The organism is Streptomyces sp. NPDC007905, assembly GCF_042959345.1.
Lineage (GTDB): Bacteria > Actinomycetota > Actinomycetes > Streptomycetales > Streptomycetaceae > Streptomyces.
This window is the reverse complement of the sequence record NZ_JBIBKS010000012.1, coordinates 57825-76595: the sequence shown is the minus strand read 5'-3', so window position 1 is coordinate 76595 and position 18771 is coordinate 57825. Positions and strand designations below refer to the sequence as shown.

The window sequence follows — 18771 nt, the reverse complement described above, 5'->3', positions numbered from 1 at the left end:
TTCGGTTGCTCCTTACGAATTGCGGAAGTCTGTGTCGTCGCGCCCGTTGACCGAAGGCTCAGTCGTGGGAGTGCAGCGGCTTGCCGGCCAGCGCCAGGTGTGCCTCTCCGAGCGCCTCGTTCTGCGTCGGGTGGGCGTGGATGAGCTGGGCGACCTCGGCCGGCAGCGCCTCCCAGTTGTAGATCAGCTGGGCCTCGCCGACCTGCTCGCCCATACGGTCACCGACCATGTGGACGCCGACCACGGCGCCGTCCTTCACCTGGACGAGCTTGATCTCGCCCGCGGTGTTGAGGATCTTGCTCTTTCCGTTGCCCGCGAGGTTGTACTTCAGAGCGACGACCTTGTCCGCGCCGTAGATCTCCTTGGCCTTGGCCTCGGTGATACCGACGGAGGCGACCTCCGGGTGGCAGTACGTCACCCGCGGGACACCGTCGTAGTCGATCGGAACGACCTTCAGACCGGCCAGACGCTCCGCCACCAGGATGCCCTCGGCGAAGCCCACGTGCGCGAGCTGGAGCGTCGGGACGAGGTCACCGACGGCGGAGATGGTCGGAACGTTGGTGCGCATGTACTCGTCGACGAGGACGTAGCCGCGGTCCATGGCGACGCCCTGCTCCTCGTAGCCGAGGCCGGCGGAGACGGGCCCGCGGCCCACCGCGACCAGCAGGACCTCGGCCTCGAACTCCTTGCCGTCGGCGAGGGTGACCTTGACACCGTCGGCCGTGTACTCCGCCTTCTGGAAGAAGGTGCCCAGGTTGAACTTGATGCCGCGCTTGCGGAACGCGCGCTCAAGAAGCTTCGAGCTGTTCTCGTCCTCGACCGGGACGAGGTGCTTCAGGCCCTCGACGACCGTGACGTCGGCGCCGAAGGACTTCCAGACCGAGGCGAACTCGACGCCGATGACACCGCCGCCCAGGATGATCGCGGACTTCGGCACGCGGTCCAGGACGAGGGCGTGGTCGGAGGAGATGATGCGGTCGCCGTCGATCTCCAGGCCCGGCAGCGACTTCGGCACGGAGCCGGTGGCCAGCAGGATGTGGCGGCCCTGGACGCGCCGGCCGTTCACGTCCACGGAGGTCGGGGAGGACAGCCGGCCCTCACCCTCGATGTAGGTCACCTTGCGGGAGGCGACCAGACCCTGCAGGCCCTTGTACAGACCGGCGACGACGCCGTCCTTGTACTTGTGGACGGCCGGGACGTCGATGCCCTCGAAGGTGGCCTTGACGCCGAACTGCTCGCTCTCGCGGGCCTGGTCGGCGATCTCGCCCGCGTGCAGCAGGGCCTTGGTGGGGATGCAACCCCGGTGCAGGCAGGTGCCGCCGACCTTGTCCTTCTCGATCAGGGCGACGTCCAGGCCCAGTTGCGCCCCGCGCAGGGCCGCGGCGTAACCACCGCTACCACCGCCGAGGATCACTAGGTCGAAAACGGTGCTGGCGTCGTTCGCCACGTCACGTCCTCCATGCATGTGCGCCGTACGCCGGGCACCCTTGTCCCTCGGTGACCGGCCGGTCGGCTGGTGTCCGGCCGCTTGATGCTTCGGCCCTTCGGTGGGGCCCTGTCCTGCCGGGCTCCATCTTTGCACTTGTTCGAGGCGTAGGAGACGCCGGGCCTGGGTGTGAGACACCCCACGTGCCCTTGGAATCGGCGCTCGCACGAAAGGGCCGCGGGGCTGTGCCGACATGCGGCTCCGCCGCGCGGGAGCGCCCAGCCCCCACGCTGCGGAGCCGCCGTACGACGGACGGAACCGGAGTCCTAGGCGAACATCAGCCCAGGTCACCCGCGGCCGTCAGCTCCGCCAGCCGCACCAGGGTCCGCACGGCCGAGCCCGTACCACCCTTCGGCGTGTAGCCGAACGGGCCGCCCTCGTTGAACGCGGGGCCCGCGATGTCGAGGTGCGCCCAGGTGATCCCCTCACCCACGAACTCGCGCAGGAACAGACCGGCGACCAGCCCGCCACCCATCCGCTCACCCATGTTCGCGATGTCGGCGACGGAGGATTCCATCCCCTTGCGCAGGTGCTCCGGCAGCGGCATCGGCCACGCCGGCTCGCCGACCTCCTCCGCGGCCTCGTGCACCGCGGAGCGGAACGACTCGTCGTTCGCCATGATCCCGAACGTCCGGCTGCCCAGCGCCAGCATCATCGCGCCCGTCAGCGTGGCCACGTCCACGATGGCGTCCGGCTTCTCCAGCGAGGCCGCCCACAGCGCGTCGGCGAGCACCAGCCGGCCCTCCGCGTCGGTGTTGAGCACCTCGACCGTCTTGCCGCTGTACATGCGCAGCACGTCACCCGGCCGCACCGCGGAGCCGGACGGCATGTTCTCGGCCAGCGCCAGCCAGCCGGTGACGTTGACCTGGAGACCGAGGCGGGCGGCGGCGACGACCGCGGCGAACACGGCGGCGGCACCGCTCATGTCGCACTTCATCGTCTCGTTGTGGCCGGCCGGCTTCAGCGAGATGCCGCCCGAGTCGTAGGTGATGCCCTTGCCGACGAAGGCCAGGTGCTTGTCCGCCTTCGGGTGGGTGTACGACAGCTTGACCAGGCGCGGGGTCGCGGCGGAGCCGCTGCCGACGCCGAGGATGCCGCCGTAGCCGCCCTTGACCAGGGCCTTGTCGTCGAGCACCTGGATCTTGAGCCCGTGCTCCTTGGCCGCGGCCTGCGCCACGCCGGCGAACGCCTGCGGGGTGAGGTCGTTCGGCGGCATGTTGATCAGGTCGCGGGCGCGGTTCAGCTCCTCGGCGACCGCGAGCGCCCGGGCCACGGAACCCTTGTGGGCGGCGTCCCGCGGCTTGCCGCCGAGCAGCACGGCCTCGGCCAGCGGTGCCTTGCCGTTCTTGGCCTTGGGGTCCTTCCCGCCGTCCTTGTACGTGTCGAAGACGTAGGCACCGAGAAGGACGCCCTCGCCGATCGCGCCGAGGTCGCCGGGGCTGTCGACGGGCAGCGCGAACGCGGCCTTCCTGCAGCCCGCGAGGGCGCGGGCGGCCACGCCGGCGGCCTTGCGCAGCGCCTCGGCGTCGTACCCGGAGTCCTTCTCGGGCTCCGCGCCCAGGCCCACCGCCACTACGAGCGGCGCCTTGAAGCCGGCCGGGGAGGGCAGCTTCGTCAGCTCGCCCTCGGCACCCGAGGCGCCGAGGGTCTCCAGGACGCCGGCCAGCTTGCCGTCGTATGCCTTGTCCACGGCCTCGGCGCCGGGGGCGACGACCAGGTCCCCAGACCTAGGCGCAGCGCCCTTGGCGACACCGATCACGATCGCGTCGGCCCGCAGGCCGGGCGCCGCGGCGGTGCTGAGAGTCAGAGCAGTCACGGTGGTGAAATCTCGCTTCCGATGTGAAGTTGCTGTGGCCGATGAGGGGTGGGTCGACCGGGCCCGAGAGCCGACCCTAGGTCCAGGCCTGGGGGCAGGTGGCAACCGGGGCCTTCACCCTGTCGGCGAACACCCGTGACGAGACTACGCGCGTGCGCGTGTTCGCTCATGCCTGCGGGTGTTCACCTGCCTGTGGCGTCATGGCCACTTCTCGTCCCGGGCGTCGGTGACGTGAGCCACACGCGTCGGGTTCCGGTGGACCGTCCGCCCACCGACCGGCGTGATTGCCACCTCCGTCGATTCACCGGAGAGGATCTTCTGAGGAGGGAGGGAACCTGCCATGGCACACCGCGCGCACCGCTGCAGAGGAGCGAGCGCCACGGCGACGGCCGCGGGACTGCTCACGCCGGGGCCAGGGGCCCGTTGCGACCGGCAGGTCCCGGTCTCCACCACCGCGTTCGGGACGGCGTACGCGGGGGAGCGTTCGGCCCGGGCCGCACCGGGCGCCCGGCGCTCGCACCGAAGCTGCCGTGGACAAACGGGCATGCCGGAGGTCGGCCTCCCTCGGCTCACTCACCGGCAGCGGACGCGACTCCGTGCACCGCGCGGTGCCCGGCCGGACGCTCACCCCTGGGGCACGCTGCCCCACGGCCCGGGCTCCACCCGCCGCAGCGCCCCCTCGACCGAGGTGCCGGCCAGCCGGTCGGCGAGGGAGCGGCGGCCGGGCAGAAGCACCGGGAGCGCGTTGACCAGGAACAGCGCCACCGCGACCGCCCACACCAGCACCGACAGCAGGAACTCGCCCTCGATCAGCAGCACGCAGGCCAGCGCGTAGACGGCGACATCGGCGGCCGTGGTGACGGCGGCCCGGCGCAGCACGTGACGGGACAGCCGCGGGGTCACCCGCAGTCCGAGCAGGCCCTTGCCGAGAGTGCGGTCGAGCAGCGCCAGACAGGCCCACTGGTAGAGGAACGTGACGAGCACGAGCGCCCCGAAGGCCTCCTCCACGTCGAGCACCGCCCCGTCCCACAGGGACAGACCGAGCGTCTCGGAGGCGCCGAGCACGTCACCGCGTGAGGTCAGCAGGTCGAAGCCGCCGCGCGAGGCCAGCTCCGGCACGTCGGTGACGAGCGCGGTGACCCGGTGGAAGGTGAGCACGGCGAGCAGCCAGGCCGCCGCCACCACCAGAGCGAAGTCGACGAACCAGGCCACGGCACGGCGTAGCTTGAGCACGGATGTCCCCCCGATCACACACGTCTTGTCCGTGTACGGGCGCAGAGCCTAGCGACCCAGGGACAGCACGAGGAGCGCGGTGGTCGCCGCCGTCTCGGCGAGGGCGCCGAACACGTCCCCGGTGATCCCGCCGAAGCGGTGCCTGCAGCGGCGCAGCAGGAGTTCGGCGGCGAGGAGGGACAACAGCACCGCGGCCGCCGCCCGGAGCGCGCCGTACGGGCCGTAGGCCGTCCCGAAGGCAGCCGAGACGATCGTGAAGGAGGCCGTCACGGCCAGCGCGCCCGGCACCGGCACCACCCCGGCGACCGCCGCCCCCAGCCCCTCCGGACGGGCGGCCGGCACCCCGGTGCGCGCGGCCAGGGTGAGGGCGAGCCGGGCCGCGACCGCCGAGGTCAGCGCCGCGGTGCCGCCCCGCGACCAGGAGTCGCCGTACAGCTGCGCCAGCACGGCCACTTGGGCCAGCAGCACCAGGACGAGGGTGAGCACCCCGAACGGTCCGATGTCCGACTGCTTCATGATCCGCAGCGCTTCCTCGGCCGGCTTGCCGCTGCCGAGTCCGTCCGCCGTGTCGGCGAGCCCGTCGAGGTGCAGCCCGCGCGTGAGCGCGGCCGGTACGGCGACGGAGGCGACGGCGGCGAGCAGCGGACCGGCGCCCAGGAAGAGCAGCAGCACCCCGAGCCCCGCCGCGCAGCCGCCGACGACCAGCCCGACCACCGAGGCGTTCAGCATGCCCCCGCGTGCGGCCTCCCGGTCCCAGCGGTGCACCCGGACAGGCAGCACGGAGAGCGTGCCGAAGGCGAAGCGGAGGCCGTCGAGAGGTGAGGACTTGGGCATCGGCGCAGGTTACCGGGCGGTCGCCGGGCTCCCCACCGCAGCCGAGGATAAAGTGCGCACATGGGGCACTGGTGGGAGCGCAACATCCTGGAGCCGGGCAAACTCCCGCTGCTGCTGGCCCTGACCGCCTTCGTCGTCACCTTCGTCGTCACCCGCGTGATCACCCGGCTGATCCGGGCCGGCAAGGGCCCCTTCGGCAACGTCAAGGTGGGCGGGCTGCACATCCACCACGTGGTCCCCGGGCTCCTGCTGACCATCGTCGGCGGCTTCGGTGCCGTCGCCAGCGACCGGCACGGTGCGGGCGCGGCCCTCGCCGCGGTCGTCTTCGGCATGGGCGCGGGGCTGGTCCTGGACGAGTTCGCGCTGATCCTGCACCTGGACGACGTCTACTGGAGCGAGGAGGGCCGCAAGAGCGTGGAGGTCGTCGTCCTCACCGCCGCCCTGGTCGGCCTGCTGCTGGCCGGTTTCTCGCCGTTCGGCGTCAACGACCTGTCCCAGCAGGAACTGCAGGACCGCGGCGCGGTCGTCTCCAACATCGCCGTGAACTTCTTCTTCTCCCTGATCGCCCTGAGCAAGGGCAAGGCCCGGATCGCCGTCTTCGGGGCCATCGTGCCCCTGGTGGCGCTCGTCGGCGCGATCCGCCTGGCCCGCCCCGGCTCCCCGTGGGCCCGCCGCTTCTACGGCCGCCGCCCCCGCGCCCGCGCCAGGGCCGCCCTGCGCGCCTACCGCCACGACCGCCGCTGGGCCGGGCCCCGCCGCGCCCTTCAGGACTGGATCGGCGGCAAGCCCGACCCGCGCCCGGTCCGTCTGCCCGGCCGCCACTGACCGTGCCGCGGCCGGTGCCCGTACCGGGGCCGCACCGCCGCGACCAGGCACAGCGTGCCCACCCCCATCAGCGCGGCCAGATGCTCCTTGCCCGCCAGGTTCTCCTTGAGCAGCACCTCGACCACCATCGCCAACGTCACCGCGCCCGCCGTCACATAGGCGCCGTAGCGCCAGCTCACGAACACGGCGAGCCCCACCACGGCCGCCGACGGACCGGTGTCCACCACCTGCGCGTCCGAGCCGGGCAGGCCGAACGGGGCGTGCGGGCCGAGCGTGATGCCCACGCGCGCGTACAGCGTCCCGGCGAGCGTGGCGACGTACGCGATGGTCAGCGTCCGCCACCAGCCCAGACAGAGCTCGGCGATCCCGAACACGAACAGGATCTGCGCGAGCGCGCCCCACACCGGCAGGTCCAGCGCGGGGACGAACAGGGAGAGGGGAGTGCGCAGGAGCGCCGGACCCAGCGGGTCCTCGGCGCGCACGGCCCCCAGGTTCTGCACGAACTGGTTGCCCCACGTCTGGTTCTGCACGTACTGCAGCAGCGCGGTCAGACACACCGCCCCGAGGGTCATCGGGACCGCCCGCAGCCGCCGCTTCGACAGGGGCTCGCGCACGGTGACGTACAGCAGCCCCCACTCGGCACGGGCCCAGCGGGCGAGCGTCCTCATCAAACGTTCCTCATCGGTGCGTCTCTAGGTGCCTGCGGTGCAGCCACTTCGGCAGCCCCGGCGCCTCCAGGAAACCCTCCGCGCGAGCCGACGCGAGGCCGATGCGCAGCAGGTCCGCGCTCTTCTCGAAAAGCAGGAACCGGGGCTCCCAGATGGGCCGGTACTTGGCGTTGGCGCGGTACAGCGACTCGATCTGCCACCACCGTGAGAAGAAGCTGAGCAGCGACCGCCACAGCCTCAGCACCGGTCCGGCACCGAGGCGCGCGCCACGTTCGAAGACCGACCGGAACATCGCGAAGTTGAGTGAGACCTGCGTGATTCCGATCTCTTCGGCCCGCCGCAGCAGCTCGATGACCATGAACTCCATCAGCCCGTTGTCGGAGTCCCGGTCCCTGCGCATCAGGTCCAGGGACAGCCCGTGCGGCCCCCACGGCACGAAGGAGAGCAGCGCGCGCAGCCTGCCCTCGGCGTCCGTGCACTCCAGCATCACGCACCGTCCGTCCTCGGGGTCCCCGAGCCGCCCGAGCGCCATGCTGAACCCGCGCTCGGTCGCCCCGTCCCGCCAGTCGTCCGCACGCTCGAGGAGATACGCCATCTCGTCCGCCGGGATGTCCGCGTGCCGCCGGATGCGCACGTGGTACCCGGCCCGTGTCACCCGATTGTGTGCCTGGCGGACGGATCGCATCGCCCGCCCCTCCAGGGTGAACTCGGCCACCTCCACGATCGCCTCGTCGCCGAGTTCCAGCGCGTCGAGGCCGTGCCGCGCGTAGACCGTCCCCGCTTCCTCGCTCGCCCCCATCACCGCCGGGATCCACCCGTGGGCCCGCGCCTCGACCAGCCAGGGCACGATCGCGCCGGGCCACGCCTCCGGATCCCCGAGCGGGTCGCCGGAGGCGAGGCTCACCCCGCCGACCACCCGGTAGGCGACCGCCGCCTTCCCGGTCGGCGACCACACCACGCTCTTCTCCCGGCGCAGCGCGAAGTAGCCGAGCGAGTCCCGCTCCCCGTGGCGTTCCAGCAGCGCCCGCAGCCGCTTCTCGTCGTCCTCGGTCAGCGGGTCGACGGCACGCCGGGAACGGAAGGCGGCGTAGAAGACGGCGAGGACGAGGACCGTACTGACCACGTTGACGGCCACGTTGGCCCAGTTGGGCGGGTCGATGCCGGGGAATCTTGACTCCTCGGCGGCCACCGACACCAGTCGCAGGGTGCCGTAGTGCCAGCGCTCCAGGAACGTCGAACGGGCCGCATCCGGCGCCTGGTTGGTGACCGTGACCAGCAGCCCGGCGAGCACTGAGGCGATGAGCCCGCCGCCGACGCCCACGGTTGCGGCGAGCCGTGGGTTGGACCGGTCACCCTTGGCGTAGAACTCCCGGCGCCCGACCAGCAGCGCCCCGACGAAGGCGGCCGTCAGCACCAGGGAGACCCAGTTCTGCGCGTAGCGCCGGATCTCCGGGAACGCCATGGCGAACGCGAACAGGGCCAGGAACGAGCCGCTCAGCACCACGTTCAGGATCCACGCGGCCCGCTTGCGCCGGCGCATGGTGATCGCCAGGAACGCCGTGAACACGCCCGAGGCGAAGCCGGCCGTCAGCAGGTACGGCGTGAAGTAGTTCTCCTGGTTGTGCCGGCGCACGTCCTGGCCCAGCGTGACCCACACCGCACTCAGGAAGTTGACGAAGGCGACGGCCCGCAGATACCAGACGGCGAAGGCGGCGGCCCGGCGGGAGACCCCGCTCGACCGCCGCGCAGCCTCGGCCAGCTCTTCCACGGCAATTCGGGCATCTCCCATGAGGGAGTATCATATGGGGGTCGCCCCGGCGAACCATTCTTTTCCGGCAGTCGTGGTGTGCGTACTCGTAGTCATTTCCGGCCGAGGTGGTCTACTCCTTCTCCTCCGGCTCGTTCTCCCCCTCCGGCTTCTCGGGCAGCTCGGCGGCCAGCGCGGCAGCGCTGCGCACCAACGGCAACGCCAGCAGCGCACCCACCCCCTCGCCGACCTTCACGCCCTGCTCCAGCAGCGGCTCCAGCGCCATCCGGTCCAGCGCCTTGGCCTGCCCCGGCTCCCCGCTGTCGTGCCCGGCCAGCCACCAGTCCGGCGCCCGGAACGCGACCCGCTGGGCGACCAGCGCACACGCGGCGGCCACCACACCGTCCAGAATCACCGGCAGCTTCCGCACCGCGCACTGCAGCAGGAAACCGGTCATCGCGGCGAGATCGGCCCCACCCACGGTCGCGAGCAGCTGCAACTGGTCCCCGAGCACCGGCCGCGCCCGCCGCAACGCGTCCCGGATCGCCGCGCACTTGCGCATCCACGCCAGGTCGTCGACGGGGAGCCCGCCCCGCCCGGTCACCACCGAGGCGTCGGTCCCGCACAGCGCCGCGACCAGCACCGCGGCCGCCGTGGTCCCGCCCACGCTCACATCGCCGAGCACCACCAGGTCGGTACCCGAGTCGGCCTCCTCGTCGGCGACGGCCACACCCGCCCGGAAGGCCGCCTCGGCCTCGTCCGGGGTGAGCGCGTCCTCGACGTCGATACGACCACTGCCGCGCCGCACCCGGTGCCGTACGACATCCACCGGGAAGGCGTCCGGCGGGCAGTCCAGAGCCATGTCCACGACCCGCACCGGAACGTCGAGGCGGCGCGCGAGGACGGACACCGGGCTGCCGCCCTCCAGCACCGCGCGCACCAGCAGCTCCGCACTGCCCGCGGGTCGCGCCGAGACACCGAGTTCGGCGATGCCGTGGTCACCGGCGAAGAGAACCACCCGCGGCCGTTCGACCGGCCGTACCGGTACGACGCCCTGCGCGGCGGCCAGCCACTCGCCCAAGTCGTCCAGGCGCCCGAGCGAGCCGGGCGGCACGGTCCGGCGCTCCCGCAGAGCCTCGGCGTCACGGCGTACGCCCCCGTCCGGGCGCTCGATCAGATCGGTGAAGTCGTCCAGATTAAGGCTGCTCATTCGCCGAACAGTACCGCCAGCGAACGAACGCTTCGGCGCCACACCGGCACCTCATGGTCACCGCGTCTTTGCACCCAAGATCGGTATCCCCTACGTTCCGGTTTGCAGCGGAATGTCGCCCTGGGAGCCGCCCATGCAGCCCTTGCCCCTCACCCCGCAGATCACCGAACCCTTCGACCCCTTCCAGGAGCAGCGCCGCGCGGACTGCCCCTGGTGCGGCTCCCCTAGGCTGCGGACCCGGGTGCGCGCCCCCGACCCGCTGCGGCACCGTCCGGGCACCTTCGTCGTCGACGAGTGCGGCGACTGCCGCCACACCTTCCAGAACCCCCGGCTCACGGCCGAGGGACTCGCCTTCTACCACCGGGACTTCTACGAAAGACACCTGGAGGAGTTCGCCGCGCGCATCGTCTCCGACCGCGCGGTCCGCCGCCGCCACCGCGCCACCGCCCGCGAACTGTCGGCGCTGCCCGAGCCGGAGAGCTGGCTGGACGTGGGCACGGGGCACGCCCTCTTCCCCGAGGCGGCGAAGGAGTTCTTCCCGTACACCAGCTTCGACGGCCTGGACCCGACGGCCCGCGTGGAGCAGGCCCTGCTGGAGGGCCGGGTCGAGGAGGCCCACCGCGGCTATCTGACCACCCCGGGCACGGCGGCCCGCCTGCGCTCCCGCTACGACGTGGTCAGCATGTTCCACCACCTGGAACACGCTCCGGACCCACGCGCCGAACTCCGCGCCGCCCTCACCGTCCTCCGCCCCGGCGGCCACCTCGTCGTCGAAGTCCCCGACCCGCGCTGCGTGTTCGCCACGCTCCTCGGCAAGTGGTGGCTCCCCTACGGCCAGCCACGCCACCTCCACCTGGTGCCCCTGGCTAACCTCCGCGCGGAACTGGAGTCCCAGGGCTGCGCGGTCCTCGTCACCGACCGCAGCGCCCCGCACATCCCCTACGACCTGTCAGCGGCCCTCTTGCTGGCCCTCGCCCACGTCCACCCGCTCCTGAGAGCGATGGCCGCCCCGGTACTCGACGTGGCCGCGGTCCTGGACCACACCCTGGCCCCCCTGTTCCGCCGCACCCGCTTCTCCAACGCGTACCGCGTCGTGGCCCGCAAGACCTCCGACGCCGTCGTCTGACCTCGGCAGCCGGGCAGTGCGGTGGGTGCCCCGAGGGGCGCGGGGAACCGGAGCCCGGCACCGGCCGACCGCACCGCTCAGCCCCGCAGGACCACAGCCTGCCCCGCCACCACCAACAGCACCTGCTCGCACTCACCCGCGAACGCCGCGTTCAGCCGCCCCAGTTCATCCCGGTACCGCCGCCCCGAAGCCGTGGCGGGCACGATCCCGGACCCCACCTCGTTCGACACGGCCACCACGGTCCGCCGGGCGGAACGCACCGCGGCCGTCAACTCCCGCACCCGCTCGCGCAGCGCCTTCTCCCCGCCCCCCGCCCACTCCGCGTCGTCCCACGCCCCGACCGCGTCCATGGCGTCCGTCAGCCAGAGCGACAGACAGTCGATCAGCACCGGCGGCCCGTCCTCGCCCAGCAGCGGCACCAAGTCGGTCGTCTCGGTCGTACGCCACGACCCCGGCCGCCGCTCCCGGTGCGCGGACACCCGCGCCGCCCACTCGGTGTCCCCGCCGCGCGTCCCGCCGGTCGCCACGTACAGCACGTCCGGGAAGGCCTCGAGCCGCCGCTCGGCCTCCACCGACTTCCCCGAGCGGGCCCCGCCCAGCACCAGCGTCCGGCGCGGCACGTCCGGCACGTCCTCGTACGCCCCGACCACCAGCGTCGTACCGTCCTGCACCACCCGCGCCCCGGCCGCCGCGAGCCGCCGCCGCACCTCCGCGCCCTGCGGCACGTCATGGTCGAGATGGACGGCGACGACGTCCGTGGCCGGCCCGACGGAACCCACCGCCCGCAGCCGGGCGAGTGCGTCCGGGCGTCCGACGACATCGGCGAGGACCATCTGGTACGTCTCCGCCGTCGCCTCCTCCAGACCGGCCGGCGCCCCGCCCGGTGGCAGATACAGCAGCCGTTGCCCGTCCGGCCCGGTCACCGCGTACCCGGTGCCGCCCGCGTCCATCGCCGCGGCCCGCACCCGATGACCCGTCAGCAGTGCCAACTCCCGGCCGTCCGGCACCCGCCCGGGCTGCGGCAGCCCGGCCGGCACCTCCACGGCCGGGCCGTTGTGCGGATGCGACAGCAGTACCTGCCGTACCCCGCCCAGGGAATGCCCGGAGCGCGCCGCCGCGAACGCCGCCCCGGGCGTCAGATCGAGCAGCAGCGTGCCGTCCACCAGCAGGGCGGTCGCCGCCCGCGCGTCCGGCCCGAGCGCGGTCGCGCAGACGGCACAGGGACAGTCGGGGCGGGGCAGCCCCGCGGGGGCACCGGTACCGAGCAGAGTTACTTCCACGGAACCGATTTTCACCTGTCGCAGCAGGTCTTGCGCTTCCGGCTAGGCTGCCGGGCAGGTGTTGGCTCACAAGGAGGCCCATATGACGGCATGGACGTGGCGGTTCGAGAAGGCCGACGGGACGGAGGTCCAGCCCGCGGTGCAGCCGGAGGAGTTCACCACGCAGGGCGATGCCGAGTCCTGGATCGGTGAGCACTGGAAGGCGCTGCTGGAGGGCGGCGCGGACCAGGTGCGGCTGTTCGAGGAGAGCACCGAGATCTACGGCCCGATGAGCCTGCACGCCGACGCGGCGTAACCCTGGACGGGGGTGAGGAGGGGCCGCCCTCCTCACTGCTCACCCAGCGTCACCTCCACCGTCTTCTCGGCGCCGTTGCGCTGGAAGGTCACCGTCGTGCGCTGTCCGGGCCTGTCCACCGCCAGCGCCTCGGACAGCTCCGTGGAGGTGGTGACCCGGGTGCCGCCCAGCCTGGTGATCACATCGCCGGGCCGCAGTCCCGCCCTGTCGGCCGTGTCACCGCTCTTGACGCTGACCACCGCGACCCCGGCCGGCCGGTAGCCGGCGTCCACGACCGTCCGCGCGGCGATGCCGAGCGCGGCCCGGCCGGAGTCGACGACCTTGCCGCTCCTGACGATCTGACCCGCGACCGTCTTCACCATCGACACCGGGATGGCGAACCCGATGCCCGGCACCGCGCTGCCGCCGAGGCCGGGGTCGGCGGCAGCGAGCGTCGGGATGCCGATGACGTGCCCGTCCAGGTTGACCAGGGCGCCCCCGCTGTTGCCGGGGTTGATGGCCGCCGACGTCTGCACCATGTCGGCGATGGTGGCACCCGTGCCGCCGTCCGCGCTGCCCTCGCTGACGGTCCGTCCGGTCGCCGAGACGATTCCCTGGGTCACACTGGACGACAGACCGAGCGGCGAGCCCATGGCCAGCACGATCTGGCCGACCGCCACGTCCTCGGAGTTCCCGAACACCGCCGCCCTCAGCCCGGCCGGCACCTTGTCGAGCCGGATCACGGCGAGGTCCTGGTCCGGGTAGGAGTACACCAGGCTCGCGGTGAGCGGTTCCCGGCTGTTGGCGGTGGTCACCTTGAAGGTCTTCTCGGAGCCGACCACGTGCGCGTTGGTGACGATGTGCCCCAGACCGTCGTACACCACCCCGGAGCCCAGGTCATGGCTCGCCTGGATCTGCACCACCGAGGGCAGGACCTCCTTGATGACCTTCAGGTACTGGGCCTGCAGGTCGCTCGCGGCCAGGGGAAGGGCCGTCCGGGTGGCCGAGCCGTCCCCCCGCGCCGGCGGCACGGGGGCCGTACAAGCGGCGACCAGGAACGCGGCACACACGAGCACGGCGGCGGCGAAGGCGCCCCTCCGGCGGGCACGGGTACGGGAAGCGTCCGTGCCCCGAGTGTCCCTTCGGGGCGAAGGTCCGACCCTGCGCTGTACGTCCGAACGGGCTCAGCCGCGTACCCCGCACAGATGCAGCAGCGCCGCGACGCCCCGGTACGGATCCGTGCGCCCGGCCCGCTCCTCGACCGCCAGCAGTGTCTGCAGGTCGTCCGGGATCTCCGCGTCGTCGCCCGCCGTGTCCGTGAAGACCCGCACGCCGTACCACGCGTGCAGCGGGGCGGCGATGCCGGCGAGTGTGGCGGTCAGTGCCGACAGCCGGTCGGCCCGTACGTCCAGGTCCAGGCGGATGGGGGTCCCCCCGTTCGAGTCCATTCGGGAATGGGGGAAGTACGAGGTGGTGTCGAACGCGGCCAGCGCGCCCGCCCAGTCACCGGACAGGCCCGACCGCATGGCCAGCGCGTCGCCGTTGCGCACGAGGAGCGAGAGCAAGCCGCCCGGCGCGAGCATCCGGGCCAGCCCGGCCACCAGCGGGTCGGGCTCCTCGACGTACATCAGTACGCCGTGGCACAGCACCAGGTCGAAGCTGCCCGGCAGGAAGTGCACGCCGGTGTCCCGCCCGTCGCCCTGCACCAGCCGGACCCGCTCGCGGATGCCCTCCGGCTCACCGGCGAGCGTCTCGCGCGCGGCCGCGATCATCGCCGCGTCCTGCTCGACGCCGGTCACCTGGTGCCCGAGCCGGGCCAGCCGCAGCGCCTGTGTGCCCTGGCCCATCCCCACGTCGAGCACCCGCAGCCGCTGCCCGACCGGGAACCGCCCGGCTATCTGCTCGTCGAGCTGCCGGGCCAACAACTCCTGTCGTACGACATCACGCAGCCCGCCCGGCCTGCTCAGCCAGGCATCGGCCGCACGCCCGGTGAAAGCGTCTGCGCTCAGGGCCGCTCTCCGCGCTTGACCTGCGGCTTGGGCAGCCGGAGCCGACGCATCTGGAGGGAGCGCATCAGGCCGTAGGCCACGGCGCCCCGGCGGTTGACGTCGGGGAAGCGCTCGGCCAGCCGCTTCTTCAGCCGGAAGCCGCTGACGGCCGCGTCGAGCACGATGAGCACGATCACCACGAGCCACAGCCACAGCGCCAGGGCCTGGATCGACGGCACCCGCACCACGCTGAGGACCAGGATGACCACGGCCAGCGGCAGGAAGAACTCCGCCACGTTGAACCGCGAGTCCACCCAGTCGCGCGCGAACTTGCGGACCGGACCCTTGTCCCGGACCGGCAGGTAGCGCTCGTCGCCACCGGCCAGCGCCTGGCGCTGCCGCTCCAGCGCCTGACGGCGCTCCTCGCGCTGACGCTTGGCGGCGTCCTTGCGCGTCGTCGGCGTGTGCGCGACGCTGCGGCGCTGGGACTGGGCCTCACTGCGCTTGGGTGTGGGCCGGCCCTTCGGGGCCTGCGGGTCACGGGGCTGCTTGGAGAAGTTCACCGGCGCCTTGTCGGCGGGGGCCTTCTCTTCCTTGGCACGGCTACGGAACACAAAACCCAAGGGTACGGGCTCCAACGGCATGGACCCCAGCCCACCGGGGAACGATCCGGCAACACCGGACGTCTGTAGGGGGACAGAGGGGACGTTGCAGACGCTTCACCCGGCGGTCACCGAGGGGCCCGGGGAGCCCACCCGGAGGGCCACCTACTCCTCACGCCGGAGCGATACCGTCCGCAGTCGTCCTTGGGGATGAGCGCATCACTCCCCGAACAGTGCGGTAATGGAGTCAGGGCCCGTACTGTGGGTTCTGTCGCAGGATCTGTGAGCTGGAGTCCGTCAGAAGGGGGCGCGCGAAGCCCATGAGCGGTGTCATGAAGCGTATGGGGATGATCTTCCGCGCGAAGGCGAACAAGGCCCTTGACCGGGCCGAGGACCCGCGCGAGACCCTCGATTACTCGTACCAGAAGCAGCTGGAGCTGCTGCAGAAGGTGCGCCGGGGCGTCGCCGACGTGGCGACCTCCCGCAAGCGCCTGGAACTCCAGCTCAACCAGTTGCAGCAGCAGTCCTCCAAGCTGGAGGACCAGGGCCGCAAGGCGCTCGCGCTCGGCCGCGAGGACCTGGCCCGCGAGGCGCTGTCCCGCCGCGCCGCCCTCCAGCAGCAGGTCACCGACCTGGAGACGCAGCACACCACGCTCCAGGGCGAGGAGGAGAAGCTCACCCTCGCGGCCCAGCGCCTGCAGGCCAAGGTGGACGCCTTCCGTACGAAGAAGGAGACCATCAAGGCCACCTACACCGCCGCCCAGGCCCAGACCCGCATCGGCGAGGCCTTCTCCGGCATCTCCGAGGAGATGGGCGACGTCGGCCTCGCCATCCAGCGCGCCGAGGACAAGACGCAGCAGCTCCAGGCCCGGGCCGGCGCCATCGACGAGCTGCTCGCCTCCGGTGCCCTGGACGACCCCTCCGGCATGGCCAAGGACGACATCGCCGCCGAGCTGGACCGGCTCTCCGGTGGTACGGATGTAGAGCTGGAACTGCAGCGCATGAAGGCGGAGCTGGCCGGAGGATCGCCGCAGCAGGCGATCGAGGGCGGTGCCGGCCAGGGGCAGTCCCAGCAGCAGCCGCAGGACACCCCGCGCTTCGACAAGCAGTAGTCCGGCGCCGGGACCCCGAGCCGAGGAGGCCGACGTGATCGTACGGATCATGGGGGAGGGCCAGGTGAGGTTGGACGACTCCCACTTCACCGAGCTGAACAAGCTGGACGACGAGCTGCTCAAGGAGATGGAGAGCGGCGACGAGCAGGGCTTCCGCCGCACGCTCGCCACGCTCCTCGACGCCGTCCGCCGGCTCGGCACCCCTCTGCCGGACGACGCCCTGGAACCCTCGGAGCTGATCCTTCCGTCCATGGACGCGACGCTGGAGGAGGTCCGGGAGCTGCTCAGCGACGACGGGCTGATCCCGGGCTGAATCCGCCCCCGGGTGAACCAGGTGGTGCGGGATTTCCACTGCCGGTGAGTGAGGTCCCGCGCCGCGGTGCCGTCGCCGCAGGGCCGGCGGCCCCGCCGTCGGTGACCAGCTGGGACGCCGCGTCCCGCACGGCTGCGCGGACACCGCTCACCGCCTGACACCCGGTGAGGCTCGTACGTCTCCGCGGGCCGGTACGGGCCGGTCGCGCGGTTCCCCGCGGCCCTCGGGTACGCGCCGCCCCCGCCCGCCGGAGAGGCGCCGTACTGTTCACTGCGTGAGCACTCTCGAACGCGCCCGGTGCAGCCTCAAGGCCCACCCCCTGGCGCTGGACGCGGCCATCGCGGCGGGCGTGCTGGTGTGCATGGTGGCCGGATCCTTCGTGGTGCCCCGCGGTGCGAACGGCGTCACCTGGGGCGTACGCAGCCCGGCCCCGCTCAGCCTCTTCCTGATGACCGTCGGCGCCGCGGCGCTCGTCTTCCGCCGCCGTGCGCCCAAGACGGTCCTCGCCGTCACCGGCACCGTCTCCCTGATCGAGTTCTTCACCGGCGACCCGCGCGCCCCGGTCGCCATGTCCGCCGTGGTCGCCCTCTACGCCGTCGCCTCCACCACCGACCGCACCACCACCTGGCGCGTCGGCCTGCTCACCATGACCGTGCTGACCGCCGCCGCCATGCTCGCCGGCCCCCTGCCCTGGTACGCCCAGGAGAACCTCGGCGTGCTCGCCTGGACCGGTATCGGCGCCACCGCCGGGGACGCCGTACGCAGCCGCCGTGCGGTCGTCCAGGCCATCCGGGAGCGTGCCGAACGGGCCGAGCGCACCCGCGAGGAGGAGGCCCGCCGCCGGGTCGCCGAGGAGCGGCTGCGCATCGCCCGCGATCTGCACGACGTCGTCGCCCACCACATCGCCCTGGTCAACGTGCAGGCCGGAGTCGCCGCCCACGTCATGGACAAGCGGCCCGACCAGGCCAAGGAGGCCCTCGCCCATGTCCGCGAGGCCAGCCGCTCCGCGCTCAACGAACTGCGGGCCACCGTCGGCCTGCTGCGCCAGTCCGGCGACCCCGAGGCACCCACCGAGCCCGCACCCGGCCTCAGCCGCCTGGAGGACCTCGCCGGCACCTTCCGCAGCGCGGGGCTGCCGGTCGAGGTGGCCCGCGCCGACCACGGCACCGACCTGCCGGCCGCCGTCGACCTGGCCGCGTACCGGATCGTCCAGGAAGCCCTGACCAATGTGCAGAAGCACGCGGGCGCCGACGCCACGGCCGAGGTCAGCGTCGTACGCGTCGGACCGCACATCGAGGTCACCGTGCTGGACGACGGCGCGGGCGCGGACGGTGAGCCCGGGGCGGGTGGCGGGCACGGACTGCTCGGCATGCGGGAGCGGGTCACCGCGGTCGGCGGCACCCTGACCACCGGACCCCGCTACGGCGGCGGCTTCCGCGTTCATGCGATCCTGCCGGTCAAGACCCGTACGACGGCACCGGGGGAGCCCGCATGACGATCCGTGTCCTGCTCGCCGACGACCAGGCATTACTGCGCAGCGCGTTCCGGGTGCTGGTCGACTCCGAGCCCGACATGGAGGTGGTGGGGGAGGCCTGCGACGGCGCCGAGGCGGTCCGGCTGGCCAAGGAGCACAGCGTGGACGTCGTCCTCATGGACATCCGGATGCCTGGCACCGACGGTCTCGCCGCCACCCGGCTGATCAGCGCAGACCCGTCCCTCGCGCAGGTCCGCGTGGTCATCCTGACCACCTTCGAGGTCGACGACTACGTGGTCCAGTCCCTGCGCGCGGGCGCCTCCGGCTTCCTCGGCAAGGGCAGCGAGCCCGAGGAACTGCTGAACGCCATCCGGGTCGCCGCGGGCGGCGAGGCCCTGCTCTCCCCGACCGCCACCAAGGGTCTGATCGCCCGCTTCCTCGCCCAGGGCGACGATGACGACGGCCGTGACCCCGCCCGCTCGGAACGCCTCGACACGCTCACCGGCCGCGAGCGCGAGGTGCTGGTCCAGGTCGCCGGCGGCCACTCCAACGACGAGATCGCCGAAGGCCTCGAAGTCAGCCCGCTCACGGTGAAGACCCACGTCAACCGGGCCATGGCCAAGCTGGGCGCCCGGGACCGGGCGCAGCTCGTGGTGATCGCCTACGAGTCGGGGCTGGTACGTCCGAGGATGGACTGAGCTCCACCCGCGTGTACTGCGCGCGGAGTAGGGGCCGGACAAGGAAATGGACCTGGGGTCTACCTCATCGCCTTCCGGCATGGCT

General features: G+C 72.4%; 18 protein-coding genes. 7 read left to right on the top strand and 11 right to left on the bottom strand.

All coding sequences use genetic code 11. The features are described 5' to 3' along the window. Positions 1–58: 58 nt before the first annotated feature. The 4 genes from lpdA to ACFZDC_RS22015 all read right to left on the bottom strand — a co-directional run bounded on the left by lpdA (position 59) and on the right by ACFZDC_RS22015 (position 5369). Positions 59–1447 carry a dihydrolipoyl dehydrogenase gene (lpdA, locus tag ACFZDC_RS22030; RefSeq protein WP_391326222.1) on the bottom strand — a complete coding sequence of 463 codons (1389 nt, stop codon included), beginning with the start codon at positions 1445–1447 and terminating at the stop codon, positions 59–61. Between the two features lie 316 nt (positions 1448–1763). Continuing rightward, positions 1764–3302, bottom strand: a complete 1539-nt coding sequence (locus ACFZDC_RS22025; protein ID WP_391326220.1) for a leucyl aminopeptidase — start codon at positions 3300–3302, stop codon at positions 1764–1766. Positions 3303–3926: 624 nt separating this feature from the next. After that, the gene (locus ACFZDC_RS22020) at positions 3927–4535 is read right to left on the bottom strand and encodes a hypothetical protein (protein WP_391326218.1); all 609 of its coding nucleotides are present in this window, start codon (positions 4533–4535) and stop codon (positions 3927–3929) included. A 48-nt stretch (positions 4536–4583) separates the two neighbouring features. Beyond that, positions 4584–5369, bottom strand: coding sequence for an adenosylcobinamide-GDP ribazoletransferase (locus ACFZDC_RS22015; protein ID WP_391326216.1), 786 nt, complete (start codon positions 5367–5369; stop codon positions 4584–4586). Positions 5370–5429: 60 nt separating this feature from the next. Between ACFZDC_RS22015 and ACFZDC_RS22010 the strand changes: the two genes are divergently transcribed. Next, positions 5430–6194: a hypothetical protein gene (locus tag ACFZDC_RS22010; protein ID WP_391326214.1), complete on the top strand. Its 765-nt coding sequence runs from the start codon at positions 5430–5432 to the stop codon at positions 6192–6194. Here ACFZDC_RS22010 and ACFZDC_RS22005 read toward each other — a convergent pair. From ACFZDC_RS22005 to cobT, 3 genes are all read right to left on the bottom strand, one after another. After that, positions 6134–6862, bottom strand: a complete 729-nt coding sequence (locus ACFZDC_RS22005; protein ID WP_391326212.1) for a hypothetical protein — start codon at positions 6860–6862, stop codon at positions 6134–6136. The two genes, ACFZDC_RS22010 and ACFZDC_RS22005, sit on opposite strands and share 61 nt — an antisense overlap. Positions 6863–6872: 10 nt before the next feature. Next, positions 6873–8651, bottom strand: coding sequence for a phosphatidylglycerol lysyltransferase domain-containing protein (locus ACFZDC_RS22000; RefSeq protein ID WP_391326210.1), 1779 nt, complete (start codon positions 8649–8651; stop codon positions 6873–6875). A 91-nt stretch (positions 8652–8742) separates the two neighbouring features. Next, entirely contained in the window at positions 8743–9819 is a 1077-nt protein-coding gene (cobT, locus tag ACFZDC_RS21995; protein ID WP_391326208.1) for a nicotinate-nucleotide--dimethylbenzimidazole phosphoribosyltransferase, read from the bottom strand. Between the two features lie 133 nt (positions 9820–9952). Here cobT and ACFZDC_RS21990 point away from each other — a divergent pair, with 133 nt between their 5' ends. Then, positions 9953–10945 carry a methyltransferase domain-containing protein gene (locus ACFZDC_RS21990; RefSeq protein ID WP_391326207.1) on the top strand — a complete coding sequence of 331 codons (993 nt, stop codon included), beginning with the start codon at positions 9953–9955 and terminating at the stop codon, positions 10943–10945. Positions 10946–11022: 77 nt separating this feature from the next. On the opposite strand, the gene ACFZDC_RS21985 is transcribed toward ACFZDC_RS21990, so the two are convergent. Further along, positions 11023–12225, bottom strand: coding sequence for a bifunctional adenosylcobinamide kinase/adenosylcobinamide-phosphate guanylyltransferase (locus tag ACFZDC_RS21985; protein ID WP_391326205.1), 1203 nt, complete (start codon positions 12223–12225; stop codon positions 11023–11025). Between the two features lie 82 nt (positions 12226–12307). Between ACFZDC_RS21985 and ACFZDC_RS21980 the strand changes: the two genes are divergently transcribed. Further along, positions 12308–12520 (top strand): hypothetical protein, encoded by a 213-nt coding sequence (locus tag ACFZDC_RS21980; RefSeq protein WP_369388757.1) that lies wholly within the window; start codon positions 12308–12310, stop codon positions 12518–12520. A gap of 32 nt (positions 12521–12552) precedes the next feature. Here ACFZDC_RS21980 and ACFZDC_RS21975 read toward each other — a convergent pair whose 3' ends face one another. From ACFZDC_RS21975 to ACFZDC_RS21965, 3 genes are all read right to left on the bottom strand, one after another. Beyond that, a complete protein-coding gene (locus ACFZDC_RS21975; RefSeq protein ID WP_391326538.1) occupies positions 12553–13569 on the bottom strand; it encodes a trypsin-like peptidase domain-containing protein in 1017 nt (338 codons plus the stop codon). Positions 13570–13683: 114 nt separating this feature from the next. Next, positions 13684–14421, bottom strand: coding sequence for a methyltransferase domain-containing protein (locus ACFZDC_RS21970; RefSeq protein ID WP_391326202.1), 738 nt, complete (start codon positions 14419–14421; stop codon positions 13684–13686). Between the two features lie 83 nt (positions 14422–14504). Next, positions 14505–15131: a DUF3043 domain-containing protein gene (locus tag ACFZDC_RS21965; protein WP_391326200.1), complete on the bottom strand. Its 627-nt coding sequence runs from the start codon at positions 15129–15131 to the stop codon at positions 14505–14507. A gap of 278 nt (positions 15132–15409) precedes the next feature. Between ACFZDC_RS21965 and ACFZDC_RS21960 the strand changes: the two genes are divergently transcribed. The 4 genes from ACFZDC_RS21960 (at position 15410) to ACFZDC_RS21945 (ending at position 18686) form a co-directional block, all read left to right on the top strand. Then, the gene (locus ACFZDC_RS21960; protein WP_391326198.1) at positions 15410–16201 is read left to right on the top strand and encodes a PspA/IM30 family protein; all 792 of its coding nucleotides are present in this window, start codon (positions 15410–15412) and stop codon (positions 16199–16201) included. 34 nt (positions 16202–16235) lie between these two features. After that, positions 16236–16514, top strand: a complete 279-nt coding sequence (locus tag ACFZDC_RS21955) for a hypothetical protein (protein WP_391326197.1) — start codon at positions 16236–16238, stop codon at positions 16512–16514. Between the two features lie 274 nt (positions 16515–16788). Then, the gene (locus ACFZDC_RS21950; RefSeq protein ID WP_391326195.1) at positions 16789–18009 is read left to right on the top strand and encodes a histidine kinase; all 1221 of its coding nucleotides are present in this window, start codon (positions 16789–16791) and stop codon (positions 18007–18009) included. After that, complete coding sequence (locus ACFZDC_RS21945) at positions 18006–18686, top strand: response regulator (protein ID WP_391326193.1); 681 nt, start codon at positions 18006–18008, stop codon at positions 18684–18686. Before ACFZDC_RS21950 ends, ACFZDC_RS21945 begins: the two co-directional genes overlap by 4 nt. The last annotated feature ends 85 nt before the right edge of the window (positions 18687–18771 follow it).